The organism is Pseudomonas sp. SDO524_S393 (genome assembly GCF_054071875.1).
This window is the reverse complement of the sequence record NZ_JBSVVZ010000048.1, coordinates 36871-51008: the sequence shown is the minus strand read 5'-3', so window position 1 is coordinate 51008 and position 14138 is coordinate 36871. Positions and strand designations below refer to the sequence as shown.

At 61.0% G+C, this 14138-nt stretch carries 13 protein-coding genes; 3 read left to right on the top strand and 10 right to left on the bottom strand.

Translation table 11 applies throughout. The features are described 5' to 3' along the window. Positions 1-92: 92 nt before the first annotated feature. From ACW9IB_RS20130 to ACW9IB_RS20120, 3 genes are read right to left on the bottom strand one after another with little or no spacing between them, the layout of a single operon-like run. The gene (locus tag ACW9IB_RS20130; RefSeq protein ID WP_457415126.1) at positions 93-866 is read right to left on the bottom strand and encodes a MetQ/NlpA family ABC transporter substrate-binding protein; all 774 of its coding nucleotides are present in this window, start codon (positions 864-866) and stop codon (positions 93-95) included. Between the two features lie 55 nt (positions 867-921). Then, on the bottom strand, positions 922-1596 hold the full coding sequence (locus tag ACW9IB_RS20125) for a methionine ABC transporter permease (protein WP_236411345.1): 675 nt from the start codon (positions 1594-1596) through the stop codon (positions 922-924). Further along, positions 1596-2603 carry a methionine ABC transporter ATP-binding protein gene (locus tag ACW9IB_RS20120; protein ID WP_457415125.1) on the bottom strand — a complete coding sequence of 336 codons (1008 nt, stop codon included), beginning with the start codon at positions 2601-2603 and terminating at the stop codon, positions 1596-1598. The genes ACW9IB_RS20125 and ACW9IB_RS20120 overlap by 1 nt, the downstream gene beginning before the upstream one ends. A 193-nt stretch (positions 2604-2796) precedes the next feature. Here ACW9IB_RS20120 and katE point away from each other — a divergent pair, with 193 nt between their 5' ends. Then, complete coding sequence (gene katE, locus ACW9IB_RS20115) at positions 2797-5010, top strand: catalase HPII (RefSeq protein ID WP_457415123.1); 2214 nt, start codon at positions 2797-2799, stop codon at positions 5008-5010. Positions 5011-5109: 99 nt separating this feature from the next. On the opposite strand, the gene ACW9IB_RS20110 is transcribed toward katE, so the two are convergent. Genes ACW9IB_RS20110 through ACW9IB_RS20095 form a run of 4 tightly spaced genes read right to left on the bottom strand, consistent with a single transcriptional unit; the run spans position 5110 to position 7909 of the window. Further along, a complete protein-coding gene (locus ACW9IB_RS20110; RefSeq protein ID WP_457367381.1) occupies positions 5110-5829 on the bottom strand; it encodes a PA5502 family lipoprotein in 720 nt (239 codons plus the stop codon). 37 nt (positions 5830-5866) lie between these two features. After that, positions 5867-6655: a zinc ABC transporter permease subunit ZnuB gene (znuB, locus tag ACW9IB_RS20105; protein ID WP_457367380.1), complete on the bottom strand. Its 789-nt coding sequence runs from the start codon at positions 6653-6655 to the stop codon at positions 5867-5869. After that, positions 6648-7427, bottom strand: a complete 780-nt coding sequence (znuC, locus tag ACW9IB_RS20100; protein WP_457415122.1) for a zinc ABC transporter ATP-binding protein ZnuC — start codon at positions 7425-7427, stop codon at positions 6648-6650. The genes znuB and znuC overlap by 8 nt, the downstream gene beginning before the upstream one ends. Next, a complete protein-coding gene (locus tag ACW9IB_RS20095) occupies positions 7427-7909 on the bottom strand; it encodes a Fur family transcriptional regulator (RefSeq protein ID WP_457367378.1) in 483 nt (160 codons plus the stop codon). The genes znuC and ACW9IB_RS20095 overlap by 1 nt, the downstream gene beginning before the upstream one ends. Positions 7910-7967: 58 nt before the next feature. Here ACW9IB_RS20095 and ACW9IB_RS20090 point away from each other — a divergent pair, with 58 nt between their 5' ends. Then, a complete protein-coding gene (locus ACW9IB_RS20090) occupies positions 7968-8897 on the top strand; it encodes a zinc ABC transporter substrate-binding protein (protein WP_457415120.1) in 930 nt (309 codons plus the stop codon). A gap of 61 nt (positions 8898-8958) precedes the next feature. Here the strand turns inward: ACW9IB_RS20090 and ACW9IB_RS20085 are convergent, their stop codons facing one another. Beyond that, positions 8959-9912: a homoserine kinase gene (locus ACW9IB_RS20085; protein WP_457415118.1), complete on the bottom strand. Its 954-nt coding sequence runs from the start codon at positions 9910-9912 to the stop codon at positions 8959-8961. Positions 9913-9968: 56 nt separating this feature from the next. Next, positions 9969-10259: a DUF2782 domain-containing protein gene (locus tag ACW9IB_RS20080; RefSeq protein WP_457367375.1), complete on the bottom strand. Its 291-nt coding sequence runs from the start codon at positions 10257-10259 to the stop codon at positions 9969-9971. Positions 10260-10333: 74 nt separating this feature from the next. Here ACW9IB_RS20080 and polA point away from each other — a divergent pair, with 74 nt between their 5' ends. Then, a complete protein-coding gene (gene polA, locus ACW9IB_RS20075; protein ID WP_457415116.1) occupies positions 10334-13117 on the top strand; it encodes a DNA polymerase I in 2784 nt (927 codons plus the stop codon). 270 nt (positions 13118-13387) lie between these two features. Here polA and yihA read toward each other — a convergent pair whose 3' ends face one another. After that, positions 13388-14029: a ribosome biogenesis GTP-binding protein YihA/YsxC gene (gene yihA, locus ACW9IB_RS20070; protein ID WP_457367373.1), complete on the bottom strand. Its 642-nt coding sequence runs from the start codon at positions 14027-14029 to the stop codon at positions 13388-13390. Positions 14030-14138: the final 109 nt, after the last annotated feature.

Here is a 14138-nt window from a genome sequence, read left to right as displayed (position 1 = left end):
TCAGTCACGAATGTATTGACTGACACTCTGCATTCGCGAGCAAGCCCGCTCCCACATTTTTTGATCTTCGGTGTTACAAAGATCAGTTGAGATCAGAACGCCGGCTTGATCGCGCCTTTGTACTTCTCTTCGATGAATTTCTTCACTTCAGGCGTGTGCAGGGCGGCTACCAGCTTCTTCACGGCGTCCGAATCCTTGTTGTCTTCGCGGGTCACCAGAATGTTCACGTAAGGCGAGTCGCTGCCTTCGATGACCAGTGCGTCCTTGGAAGGATCCAGCTTGGCTTCCAGGGCATAGTTGGTGTTGATCAGCGCCAGGTCGACCTGGGTCAGCACGCGCGGCAGGGTGGCGGCTTCCAGTTCGCGGAACTTCAGGCCTTTAGGGTTGGCGGTGATGTCTTTGATGGTCGACAGGATGTTGCTCGGGTCCTTCAGGGTGATCACACCGTTCTTGGCCAGCAGCAACAGCGCACGACCACCGTTGGTGGCATCGTTCGGGATCACCACGTTGGCACCGCTTGGCAGTTCGTCCAGCTTTTTGTACTTGCTGGAGTAAGCGCCCAGGGGCTCCAGGTGCACGGCGCCGACGCTGACCAGGTGGGTGCCCTTGGCCTTGTTGAACTCATCCAGGTACGGCTGGTGCTGGAAGAAGTTGGCGTCCAGGCGCTTCTCGGCCACTTGTACGTTTGGCTGTACGTAGTCGGTGAAGACTTTGACCTGCAGGTCCACGCCTTCTTTGGCGAGGGCAGGTTTCACGAATTCGAGGATTTCCGCGTGCGGTACCGGCGAGGCCGCGACGGTCAGGGTCTCGGCGGCGTGGGCGGAAAACGCGGCAACGGCAGCGAAAGCAACCAGTAGTTTTTTCATCCAACAAGCTCCTTGTTCGGGCATGTGCCGGCGGGGGGGGGGCCGGCAATGGCCGTTATTTTCGAGAGAAATGCACCACCAGCTTGTCGCCGACGGTTTGCAGAATTTGCACCAGCACCAGCAGCATCACCACGGTGACCACCATCACGTCAGTCTGGAAGCGCTGGTAGCCGAAACGGATCGCCAGATCGCCCAGGCCGCCGGCCCCTACGACACCCGCCATGGCGGTGTAGGAAACCAGTGTAATTGCCGTCACCGTAATCGCCGCGAAAATGCCGGGACGGGCCTCAGGCAGCAAGGCATTGGTGATGATCTGGCGGGTACTGGCGCCCATGGACTGGGTGGCTTCGATGATGCCGCGGTCCACTTCGCGCAGAGCGGTTTCCACCAGCCGCGCAAAGAACGGCGTGGCGCCGACGACCAGCGGCGGGATCGCGCCGGCCACGCCGAGGGACGTGCCGGTGATGAGCACGGTGAACGGGATCATCACGATCAGCAGGATAATGAACGGCAGCGAGCGCAGGATGTTCACGATCAGCGACAGCAGGGCGTACAGGCCTTTCTGTTCGAACAACTGGCGTGGGCTGGTCAGGAACAGCAACACGCCCAGGGGCAGGCCCAGCACCACGGTGAAAAACAGCGAACCGAACAGCATGGTCATGGTGTCGCCCGTGGCCAGCCAGATTTCGGACCAGTCGATATTGGCGAAGAAACTCAACAGGGTTTCCATCAGCGCAGCACCTCCATGTGGACATCGGCGGCGGTGAAGCGCGCGAAGGCGGCGTCCATGTCGCCGCCGGTGACGGCGAGGGTCAGTTGCCCGTAGGGGATGTCTTTTATGCGGTCGATACGACCGGCGAGGATGCTGTAGTCCACGCCCGTTTCTCGGGCGACGGTGCCCAGCAGCGGCGCGTAGGTCGCTTCACCCTGGAACGTCAGGCGCACGATACGGCCCGGTACGTGGGCGAAGTCATCACGCTGCTCGCTCTCGTCGACCTGCTCGGCTTCTTGCACGAAGCGTTTGGTGGTCGGGTGCTTGGGGTGCAGGAAAACTTCGGCAACAGAGCCTTGCTCGACGATCACGCCGGCGTCCATCACGGCCACCTGGTCGCAGACACGGCGGATCACGTCCATTTCGTGGGTGATCAACACGATGGTCAGCTTCAGTTCGCGATTGATCTCGGCCAGCAGTTGCAAGACCGAGGCGGTAGTCTGCGGGTCGAGGGCGCTGGTGGCTTCGTCGCACAGCAGAATCTTTGGCTTGGTCGCCAGGGCGCGGGCGATGCCGACGCGTTGTTTCTGGCCGCCCGACAGTTGCGCCGGGTACTTTTTTGCGTGGTCCGACAAGCCAACGCGCGCCAGCAGTTCAGCCACGCGCAGGTCGATTTCCTTGCGCGACAGCTCGCCGGCCAGGGTCAGCGGCAGTGCCACGTTATCGGCGACGGTCTTGGACGCCAGCAGGTTGAAGTGTTGGAAGATCATCCCGACCTGCTGACGGAAACGGCGCAGGCCGTTGGCGTCCAGGGCGGTGACTTCTTCGCCGTCGACCAGGATCTGGCCGCCGCTGGGTTGCTCCAGGCGGTTGATCAGGCGCAACAGCGTACTTTTGCCCGCACCCGAATGGCCGATCAGGCCGAACACCTGGCCGTTCTCGACACGCAGGCTGGTGGCGTGCAGTGCGGGGATATCCTTACCGGCGACGCGGTAGGTTTTATGGACGTTATGAAACTCGATCACGTAGCGAACCTTGTGGGGCGCATGGAAAAGGGATCAGCGGTTAGCCGGGCGCGCATTTTAGCCTGTCCGTATAGCGTTTCTTAGCATTTATTTCGTATTCATCCAGCGATTTGGCAATAACGCAATCAAAGGTCATAAAAAAGGAACGGCCCAAAACCCCATCAGTCACTAGTTAGGCAACTCGTTTTCCCAGGTGCCGTGCCTGGGTTTTCGCTCAAACGAGCCGGGGACCGCTCTGGCCACTTTGGATAAGGAGTCATGCCTGATGAGTACCAAGAAGCCCGTTACCCCGCCGAACAGTGAGCTTGCCGGCACTGACACGCTGGACCGTGGCAATACCAACGCCAAGCTGCAAAGCCTTGAAACCTTTCGTTCCGATGCCACCGGCCAGGCCCTGCGCACCAACCAGGGCGTGAAGATTGCCGACAACCAGAACAGCTTGAAGGTGGGTGCGCGCGGGCCCTCGCTGCTGGAAGACTTCATCATGCGCGAAAAAATCACGCATTTTGACCATGAGCGCATTCCGGAGCGCATCGTCCACGCCCGAGGTACCGGCGCCCATGGCTACTTCCAGTCTTATGAAAACCATTCGGCCTTGACCAAGGCCGGGTTCCTGCGCGATCCCGGCCACAAAACGCCGGTGTTCGTACGCTTTTCCACGGTGCAGGGCCCGCGGGGCTCCGGCGATACGGTGCGTGACGTGCGCGGTTTTGCCGTGAAGTTCTTCACCGACGAAGGCAACTTCGACTTGGTGGGCAACAACATGCCGGTATTTTTCATACAGGACGCCATCAAGTTTCCCGACTTCGTGCATGCGGTCAAACCTGAGCCGCATAACGAGATTCCCACAGGCGGCTCGGCGCACGATACCTTCTGGGATTTTGTGTCATTGCAGCCGGAATCGGCGCATATGGTGATCTGGGCCATGTCCGACCGGGCCATTCCTAAGAGCCTTCGCAGCATGCAGGGGTTTGGCGTGCACACCTTCCGTTTCATCAACGCCAAGGGGCAGTCCAATTTCGTCAAGTTCCATTGGCGCCCAACGGTCGGCACCTGTTCTCTGGTGTGGGACGAAGCGCAGAAGCTCGCAGGCAAAGATACCGACTACCACAGGCGTGACCTGTGGGAAGCCATCGAGGGTGGCGATTACCCGGAATGGGAGTTGGGCGTCCAGGTGATCCCCGAAGACAAGGAGCACGCTTTCGATTTCGACATCCTGGACCCGACCAAACTGATCCCCGAGGAGCTGGTTCCGATCACGCCGTTGGGCAAGATGGTGCTTAACCGCAACCCGGATAACTACTTTGCCGAGGTCGAACAGGTTGCGTTCTGCCCTGGCCATATCGTACCGGGCATCGATTTTTCCAATGATCCGCTGCTGCAAGGTCGGTTGTTTTCCTACACCGATACGCAGATCAGCCGACTGGGTGGCCCGAATTTCCATGAGTTGCCGATCAACCGGCCGGTGTCGCCGTTTCATAACGGCCAGCGCGATGCCATGCATCGCATCACCGTCGATAAAGGGCGCGCCTCTTACGAGCCGAATTCGATCGATGGCGGTTGGCCCAAGGAAACGCCGCCCGCCGCACAGGACGGCGGTTTCGAGTCGTATCACGAGCGTATCGACGCCCATAAAGTGCGTGAGCGCAGCGAATCCTTTGGCGATCATTTCTCCCAGGCCCGCCTGTTCTTTCGCAGCATGACCAAGCATGAGCAAGAGCACATCATCGCGGCGTACAGCTTTGAGTTGGGCAAGGTCGAACGTGAGTTCATTCGTGCGCGCCAGGTCAATGAGATCCTCGCCAATATCGACCTCGAGCTGGCCAAGCGTGTGGCGCAGAACCTCGGCTTGCCGGTGCCGAAGAAGGGCTCCGTGGCGCCGCGCGAGACTTCTCTTTCACGCTCGCCGGCGCTGAGTCAGGCCAATTTGCTGTCGGGCGACATCAAAACGCGCAAAGTCGCGATTCTGGCGGCCAACGGCGTGGATGGGGCGGCGATTGCAGCCTTGAAGAAAGTGCTCGAGGCCGAGGGTGCCCATGCCAAGTTGCTCGGGCCGACCTCGGCGCCGGTCATGACGGCGGATGGCAAGAGCCTGAAGGTGGACGCGTCCATGGAGGGCTTGCCGTCGGTAGCGTTCGACGCGGTGTTCGTGCCGGGAGGCGCTGCATCGGTGAAGGCGTTGGGCGAAGATGGCGTCGCGCTGCATTATCTGCTGGAAGCCTACAAGCATCTGAAGGCGATTGCCCTGGCCGGTGAGGCGAAGCAGTTGTTGACGGTGTTGCGGCTGGAGGCGGATGCGGGGTTGATCGTGGGTGGCGATGCCAAGGCGTTGAAGGCATTCGTTGCAGCCATCGCCCAGCATCGGGTTTGGGACCGGGAGGCGAAGGCCAAGGCGATTCCGGCTTAAGGATCTGGTGATTTATCAGACTGTTATCGCAGGCAAGCCCACCTCTGAATGTATTCACAGTTCAAAGGTGGGAGCTGGCTTGCCTGCGATGCTTTTGCTTCATTCCGATTTGTGCGGAATCAACACAACTTGCGCCGGCACATGCTTCAGGATCTGCCGGTGAATCTTCAAGTCATACCCAGCGTCAATGCGCTTGACTCGCTTGGTCAGCAACGTGGCCAACCAGGGATAATCCTGGGTCCGCGGCGCCTGGATGCTCACCTCGCACTGGTAATTCACCACATCGGTGGCGATCGCATCCAGTTGGTGGCGAAGTTCTTCGATATCGTTGATGTTCAACGCCACGGTGGTGCTCTGCGCGGCCGGGTCGATGACTTTGGCGGCCGGTTTGGCTTCGGCGGCTTTCAGGGCGGCTTCGGCCTTGTCCAGCTCGGCTTTGCGGGCGTGGGTGATGGCGCTGTTTACGCCGCCGGTCAGCGCGGGCGCCTTGGGCATCAGTGCGCGGGCTCGGCTCAGGGCCGTGGCGGCGGCGTTGACATCACCTTTTTGCAACACGATCTGGCTGCGCTGCAGGTAGGCCTCGGCCAATTGGCGCTGGTAGGGTTCCAGGGTCGGGTCGTTGGGCGACTGGGCCTGCAAGGCGGCCAGTTCGTCTTCGGCGGTGGCCAGCTCGCTGCTGGCGAGGTTTTGCTCCAGCTGTGCGATGGCCGCAGCACGGGCGTCCGGCACCTCGGGGGCGGCGGGCGGTGTGCTTTGACAGGCGCCCAGCAGCAGGGAAAATGCGGCAAGGAGCAGATAACGGGAGGTGAACGGCTTCATTCCTGCGACTCTCTATTTGCGCAAAAAGCGAGCAAGTCTACACCCCTCGACGGGGCAGGACAAAACTCAGCAGAAACAGGGCGGCGGCCGTGACCACGATCGATGGCCCGGCTGGCGTGTCCTTGAACCAGGACAACGCCAGGCCCCCACAGACTGCAAGCATCCCCAGCAGGCTGGCGCCGATCGCCATTTGCTCCGGTGAACGGGCGTGGCGCTGGGCGGCGGCTGCGGGAATGATCAGCAGCGATGTGATCAACAATACGCCGACAATCTTCATCGCGACAGCGATCACCACGGCGATCAACAACATCAGGGCCATGCGCAGGGTCGGCACGGGCAGCCCTTCCACGGTGGCCAGCTCTTCATGCACGGTGATCGCCAGCAGCGGGCGCCACAGCGACACCAGCAGCACCAGCACGGCTGCGCTGCCGCCGAGGATCCACGCAAGGTCCGTGGTGCTGATGGCCAACAGGTCGCCGAACAGGTAGGCCATCAGGTCGATGCGCACTTCGTGCATGAAGCTGAGTACCACCAGGCCCAGGGACAAGGTGCTCGGCGCCAGGATACCCAACAACGTATCGGAAGCCAGTGGCTGACGCTGTTGCAGGGTGACCAGCAACACCGCGAGCAGCAGGCAGCCCACGGTCACGGCGAGAGTTGGGCTCACATCCAGCAAAAAGCCCAGGGCCACGCCCAGGAGCGCGGCGTGCGACAACGTGTCGCCAAAATAAGCCATGCGGCGCCAGACCACGAACGAGCCCAGCGGGCCTGCTACCAGTGCCAAAGCCAAGCCTGCGAGCAGGGCGTAGAGCAGAAAATCAGCCATGCTTGCAGCTATCTCCATGAACGTGAGGGGCGGCGGGATCGTCAACCACGGCACCATGCAGGTCATGGGCGTGGTCGTGATGGTGGTGGTAGATCGCCAGGCTTGGCGCGTTCTTGCCGAACAGCTCGACGAATGCCGGGTCGCCGCTGACCTGTTCCGGGTGGCCGGAGCAGCACACGTGACGGTTGAGGCACACCACCTGATCGGTGGTGCTCATGACCAGGTGCAGGTCGTGGGAAACCATCAGCACGCCACAGCCATGGCGGTCGCGCAGACGGGTGATCAGGCTGTACAGCTCGGCCTGGCCGGCCACGTCGACGCCCTGCACGGGTTCATCCAGCACCAGCAGTTCCGGTTCGCGCAACAGGGCGCGGGCCAGCAGCACGCGCTGCATTTCGCCGCCGGAGATGCTTTGCACCGGGCTGTCGATGACCTGTTCGGCACCGACTTCCTTGAGCGCCGCTTGTGCCCGGGCACGGTCCACACCCGGCACCAGGCGCAGGAAGCGCAACACCGACAACGGCAGTGTCGGGTCCACGTGGAGCTTTTGCGGCATGTAGCCGACGCGCAGCCTGGGCTTGCGCCAGACGCTGCCGCTGTCGGGCTTGAGCAGGCCGAGTACGGCGCGCACCAGGGTGGTCTTGCCGGCGCCATTGGGGCCGATCAGGGTGACGATCTGCCCGGGCTCCACGCTCAGCGCGATGTTGTCCAGCACGTTTTGCCCGGCAAACGTGACCCCGACCTGCTCCAGGCGGATTAACGCATTGCTCATCAAGCCCCCTGGCAACCTGAGCAGAGGCCGACCACTTCAACCGTTTGCCCCTCGACCTGGAAGCCAACCTCGGTGGAACTCTTGATGATGGCGTCGCTGATGCTTTTTTGTTCGAGCTCGATGGCGGCGTGGCACTCGCGGCAGATCAGGAACTGGCCCTGATGCGCGTGCTCCGGGTGGCTGCAGCCGACGAAGGCGTTCAGCGAGGCGATGCGGTGCACCAAGCCGTTTTCCAGCAGGAAATCCAGCGCGCGGTAGACGGTCGGTGGCGCGGCGCGCCGGCCGTCCTGTTCGCTGAGCACGCCAAGAATGTCGTAGGCGCCCAGCGGTTTGTGGCTTTGCCACACCAGTTCCAGCACGCGACGACGCAGGGCGGTCAGGCGCAGACCCTTCTGTGTGCACAGGGTATCGGCCTCTGACAGCGCGGTGTGGACGCAGTGAGAGTGGTCGTGGGGACGGCTGGCAAGCGGTGTTTTAGGCATGAGCGGCGACAGACATTTGATAGAGACGTTATTATGTTACCCGTTCCTACACCATTGAGTGGTCATCGTGTCCCGACTTTTTCCCGTTTTTGTCGTATTTGTCACCAGTTTGTTCATGAGCGGCGTCGCTCAGGCCGAGGTCAAGGTGCTGACCAGCATCAAGCCGCTGCAGTTGATCGCCGCCGCTGTGCAGGACGGCGTAGCCGTTCCAGAGGTGCTGCTGCCGCCGGGCGCTTCGCCGCATAACTATGCCTTGCGCCCATCCGACGTACGGCGCGTGCAATCGGTGGACCTGCTGTACTGGATTGGCCCAGATATGGAGAGCTTCCTGCCGCGCGTGTTGAAAGGTCGTACAGCACCAACGGTCGCAGTACAGGATTTGCCGGGGATGAAACTGCGTCGTTTCGCCGAAGATAGCCACTCACACGCCGATGAAGCCGACGAACACGATCACGATCACCGCCCAGGCAGCCTGGATGCGCATTTGTGGCTGTCGACGGTCAATGCGCGCGTGATCGCTGCACGCATGGCTGCCGACCTGAGTGCCGCCGACCCGGCCAACGCCGCGCGTTACCAGAGCAATGCGAAGGCGTTCGCTGGCCGTCTGGACGCTCTGGATGCACGGCTGAAAACGCGTTTGGCCGGGATTGGCGACAAGCCCTACTTCGTGTTCCACGAGGCGTTTGATTATTTCGAAGACACCTATGGGCTCAAACACGCCGGTGTGTTCAGTGTTGCTGCCGAAGTGCAACCGGGCGCGCAGCATGTAGCGGCGATGCGTACGCGTTTGCAGGAGGTGGGCAAGACGTGCGTGTTCAGCGAGCCGCCGTTGCGCCCGCGCCTGGCTGAAACGCTGGTGACTGGCCTGCCGGTGAAGCTGGCTGAGCTGGATGCGTTGGGCGGCTACACGCCAGCCACCGCCCAGGGGTATGAGCAGGTGCTGGAGAAGTTGGGGAATGATTTGGCGGGTTGCCTGGAGTCGCTCTGACTCAGACCGGCTGATCCATGTGGGAGCTGGCTTGCCACTCCCACATTGACCGAGTGGCGTTTTAGAGCGCTAACGGAAGTTGCAGGGTGACCTGCTGACGCTGCGCCAGTCGATGCTCGAATTCCGCTGGGTCATGGATCAACACGTCTTGCCCGGCAAAGGATTCCGCTGCAATCAAGCGTGACAACCAAAAGCGCACACACGCCACGCGCAGCATCGTCGGCCACAACTCGGCTTCCTTGGCGGTGAAGGGCCGCAGGGCGGCGTAGGCACCCAGCAACGCGCGCGCGCGTGGCCCGTCGATCACGCCATCGGCGTCCGAACACCAGTCGTTCAGGGCAATCGCAACGTCGTACAGCATCGGGCCGGAGCAGGCGTTGTAGAAGTCGATCAGGCCTGTCAGATGCGTGCCTTCGAACATGGCGTTGTCGCGGAACAGGTCGGCGTGCACGTTGGCGCGCGGCAGGGCGAGGATTTGGGCTTTGTGGGCTTCGATCTCGGTCAGTGCGTCCTGCAACAGGCGCTGCTGGGCGTCGTTCAAGTGCGAAATCAGCTGCGTGCCTTCACTGAGCATCCAATCCAGCCCGCGATCGGTCTTGCGCTCCAGCACGTTGTCGCCTTGGGTCGCCAGGTGCAGGTGGCCAAGCAGCTCACCCACTTGGCTGCAATGTTGCGAGTTGGCGTCCTTGATGTGTTTGCCGGCCAGGCGCGGTTGCAGCAGCGCCGGCTTGCCCTTCAGCTCGCGCAAGGCTACGCCTTCGGTGGTCCGCAGGGCATACGGCACGGGCAGGTCGGCATCGTGCAGCACGTCGAGCAGTTCGATGAAGAATGGCATTTCCGCGACAGGACCGCGCTCGACCAGGGTCAGTACGAACTCGCCTTGTTCCAGGCTGATGAAGAAGTTGGTGTTTTCGCTACCGGCGGCAATCCCCTGGAAGTCGATCAGGCGGCCGAGGCCGTAAGGGGCGAGAAAGGTTTCCAGCTCGGGCCGAGCCAGGGGGGTGAACACAGACATGGTTAAAACTGCCAGTACGGGCGCCGCGGTGTGCGGCGCCAATTGAAGTTAAGAAATCATTTCCATTCGAAGATCTTCCATGACGGGATCAGCATATCCGGCTGGTCGGAACGGATGAAGTTCGCATCGGTTCCGTCCGCACGTACCAGGAAGTACGGCGGGGCGCCTTTCGGGGTTACCTTGATCGCGTACAGGAAGCCGTTTTGGCGGTATTCCCGGATTTCCTTGTCGCCTTCGGTGCGGATCGTCACATCCGGGTCACTCGAGGGTGCGGTGTCGGCTGCCGTGGCGGCCAGCGGCAAGAATGCAATCAAGCCGGTCAACAACAAGCGATTCGCTGTACGCATGATAACCTTGTCCCTTTGTCGTCATTGGTCCGGCTATTCTAGCGCCTGACCCGCCGAAAAGGTTGATCCTGCTCATGAGCCAAGCCCCCCTCGTCCTGGTGGACGGTTCTTCGTATCTGTACCGCGCCTTCCATGCGCTGCCACCGCTCACCACCTCAAAAGGCCTGCCCACCGGCGCGGTCAAGGGCGTGTTGAACATGCTCAAAAGCCTGCGCAAGCAGTACCCGGACAGCCCGTTTGCCGTTGTTTTCGACGCCAAGGGTGGGACCTTTCGCGATGAGATGTACGCCGAATACAAGGCTAATCGCCCGAGCATGCCCGACGACATGCGCCTGCAGATCGAGCCGCTGCATCAGAGCGTCATCGCCCTGGGTTTCCCGCTGTTGTGCGTCGAGGGCGTCGAGGCCGATGACGTGATCGGCACACTGGCCCGCAGCAGCGCGGCCGCCAGCCGACCGGTGGTGATTTCCACCGGTGACAAGGACATGGCGCAACTGGTGGACGGGCACATTACCTTGGTCAACACCATGACCGGTAGTTCGATGGACATCGAGGGCGTAAAGGAGAAATTTGGCGTCGCTCCCGAGCAGATCATCGACTATCTGGCGCTGATGGGCGATTCGTCCGACAACATTCCGGGTGTACCGGGCATTGGGCCGAAGACCGCGTCCGGTTTGCTGGTAGGCGTGAATGGCGGCATCAAAGAGCTTTATGAGCAACTGGATATCGTGCCGAACCTGCCTATCCGCGGTGCCAAGACGCTGCCGGCCAAGCTCGAAGAGCATCGGGAGAGTGCGTTTCTTTCCTACCAGTTGGCAACGATCAAGTGTGATGTGGTGCTGGACGTAGGTCTGGATGACCTGCACCTGATCGAGCCGGACCGCGAAAAGCTGCTGGAGCTGTACACCCTGCTGGAATTCAAGAGCTGGAGCGATGAGATCCTGCGTGATGCCAAGCGGGTGGAGCTAAGCGCCGCTCCTGCGGCTGAGGCGCCGGTTGAGGCGGTCGCGGTGGCGCCGGTTGAGGCGAGTTACACCACGATCCTCGATCAAGCGACGTTCGATGTGTGGCTGAAGAAGCTCAACGACGCCAAATTGTTTGCCTTCGATACCGAGACGACGGGAATCGACGCCCAGCAGGCTCAACTGGTGGGGGTTTCCTTTGCCGTGCAACCCCACGAAGCGGCCTACATTCCGCTGACCCATTCCTACATCGGCGCGCCGGAACAACTGGACCGCGACACCGTGCTGCGGGCCCTGAAGCCCCTGTTGGAAGACCCGACCAAGCTCAAGGTGGGCCAGCATGCCAAGTTCGACATGAACATCCTGGCCAACTGCGCTCTCGGCGGTGATCCTGCGCAGGGTATTTCCGTACAAGGCATCGCGTTCGACACCATGCTCGAATCCTACGTGCTCAACTCCACTGCGACCCGGCATGACATGGACAGCCTGGCCAAGAAGTATCTGGACTATGACACCGTCGCCTTCCAGGACATCGCCGGTAAAGGCGCCAAGCAGCTGACGTTCGATCAGATCCCGCTGGAGCAGGCCGGGCCTTACGCGGCGGAAGATGCCGACGTGACACTGCGCTTGCACCAGGAACTGTTTGCACAGCTTTCAGCCATACCGAGCCTGGCCGGCGTGCTGACCGACATCGAGATACCGCTGGTACCGGTGCTGGCGCGTATCGAGCGCCAGGGCGCGCTGGTCGACAAAGAGCTGCTGGGTATCCAGAGCGTCGAACTGGGTAACAAGATGGTCGAGCTGGAGCGTCAGGCGTTCGAGATCGCCGGAGAGGAGTTCAATCTTGGCTCACCCAAGCAACTCGGGGCGATTCTCTACGAGAAGCTCGGCATGCCGGTGCTGAAGAAAACCGGCAAGGGCCAGGCGTCCACCGCCGAAGAGGTGCTGGCCAAGCTGGCCGAAGATGACTACCCGCTGCCCAAGGTGCTGATGCAGTACCGCAGCATGAGCAAGCTCAAAAGCACGTACACCGACCGGCTGCCGGAGCAAATCAACCCGCGTACTCAGCGGATCCACACCTCTTATCATCAGGCAGTGGCGGCGACGGGACGCTTGTCGTCCAGTGATCCGAACCTGCAGAACATTCCGGTGCGCACTGCCGAAGGACGGCGGATTCGCCAGGCGTTCGTCGCGCCCAAGGGCTACAAGCTGCTGGCGGCGGACTATTCGCAGATCGAACTGCGGATCATGGCGCATCTGTCCAAGGACGAAGGGCTGATGAATGCTTTCCGTGACAACCTGGACGTGCACACCGCCACGGCGGCCGAAGTGTTCAAGGTTGAGCTGGACAAGGTCACATCTGACCAGCGCCGCAGTGCCAAGGCGATCAACTTCGGTCTGATCTACGGCATGGGTGCCCAGAAGCTGGGCAAGGATATCGGCGTCGACACCAAGACGGCCAAGGCGTATATCGACGTCTACTTCGCACGCTATCCCGGGGTTCGCGAGTACATGGAGCGCACCCGTGCCCAGGCTGCTGACCAGGGCTATGTCGAGACGTTCTTCGGGCGTCGCCTGTACTTGCCGGATATCAACTCCAACAAGCCTCAAGAGCGTGCGGCTGCCGAGCGCACGGCGATCAACGCGCCGATGCAGGGCACGGCGGCAGACATCATCAAGAAGGCTATGGTACGGGTGGATAACTGGCTGACCGAGTCCGGCCTGGACGCCAAGGTGATCCTGCAAGTGCACGACGAACTGGTGCTGGAGGTGCGGCAGGACCTGGTGGCTGAGGTCAGTGAGAAGATTCGTGAGCACATGAGTGCTGCGGCACAGTTGGATGTACCGCTGCTGGTAGAAGTGGGCGTGGGCAACAATTGGGATGAAGCGCACTGATTTCGCGGGTTCTGCCACTACGCTGGGTGGTGGCAGAGTGCTTTAGATCAGATATTGCCGTCAGTTATTTCCAATAGTTTTTTGAAGTGCCCGGAACTTAACCCGTGAACTGCTACTCAGAGTTACTGAATGGGTGGTGAAGCCCTTCAATGCTCCTATGTTGTGTTAAGTGTTGGCAGATATCTGGACCCCGCCCTAGCGGTCCGGAACTTGAACCCCGAACTTCCCCTCCCCATACGAAGTCCGGGGTTTTTTTTGCCCGCAGGAAAGTTATTCCGCGACTTCCGCGCCCTTGTCCGCCAACTCCATCCAGCCCGCCAGCACGGTGTAAGCCTCTTCCAGCCCCATGCGCTTGGGCGCCGAGAACAGCTGGATGGTGACGGCCTCACCCCAACCCTTGCGGATCTCGGATTGCACTTTGAGCAATGTGTTCTTGGCGGCGCCGTAGGTCAGCTTGTCCGCCTTGGTCAGCAGGATGTGCATTGGCATGCCGCTGGCGACAGCCCAATCGAGCATCAACAGGTCGAAATCGGTCATTGGATGACGGATATCCATCATCAGGATCAACCCCTTCAAGCTCTCCCGGCCACCCAGGTAAGCCTCCAGGTGACGCTGCCAGTGTTGCTTGAGCGGGATTGGGACTTTTGCATATCCATAGCCCGGCAGGTCGACCAGACGCCGATCATCGTCTAGCTTGAAGAAATTGAGCAGCTGCGTGCGCCCCGGGGTTTTCGACGTGCGCGCCAGGCTGGCGTGAGTCAGGGTGTTCAGCGCGCTGGATTTACCCGCGTTGGAACGGCCGGCAAAGGCGACTTCAAAGCCTTCGTCATCGGGGCACTGGTCAACTTTGGCGGCGCTGAGCATGAACGTGGACTGTTGGCACAGGCCGAGGATGGGATTCTTGAGTTGCATGAGATTTCCGATGTGGGCGGTGCCGATAAAGGGTGCGGCAAGCGGTGTCGTTTCCGTTTCAGTAGCGCCAGTATATAATGCCGCAGATTTTGTGTGTGCTTTGTCCCAG

Coding starts and splice junctions, on each gene's coding strand:
- ACW9IB_RS20130 (WP_457415126.1), bottom strand. CDS start 866: ATGAAAAAACTACTGGTTGCTTTCGCTGCCGTTGCCGCGTTTTCCGCC.
- ACW9IB_RS20125 (WP_236411345.1), bottom strand. CDS start 1,596: ATGGAAACCCTGTTGAGTTTCTTCGCCAATATCGACTGGTCCGAAATC.
- ACW9IB_RS20110 (WP_457367381.1), bottom strand. CDS start 5,829: ATGAAGCCGTTCACCTCCCGTTATCTGCTCCTTGCCGCATTTTCCCTG.
- znuB (WP_457367380.1), bottom strand. CDS start 6,655: ATGGCTGATTTTCTGCTCTACGCCCTGCTCGCAGGCTTGGCTTTGGCA.
- znuC (WP_457415122.1), bottom strand. CDS start 7,427: ATGAGCAATGCGTTAATCCGCCTGGAGCAGGTCGGGGTCACGTTTGCC.
- ACW9IB_RS20095 (WP_457367378.1), bottom strand. CDS start 7,909: ATGCCTAAAACACCGCTTGCCAGCCGTCCCCACGACCACTCTCACTGC.
- ACW9IB_RS20085 (WP_457415118.1), bottom strand. CDS start 9,912: ATGTCTGTGTTCACCCCCCTGGCTCGGCCCGAGCTGGAAACCTTTCTC.
- ACW9IB_RS20080 (WP_457367375.1), bottom strand. CDS start 10,259: ATGCGTACAGCGAATCGCTTGTTGTTGACCGGCTTGATTGCATTCTTG.
- polA (WP_457415116.1), top strand. CDS start 10,334: ATGAGCCAAGCCCCCCTCGTCCTGGTGGACGGTTCTTCGTATCTGTAC.
- yihA (WP_457367373.1), bottom strand. CDS start 14,029: ATGCAACTCAAGAATCCCATCCTCGGCCTGTGCCAACAGTCCACGTTC.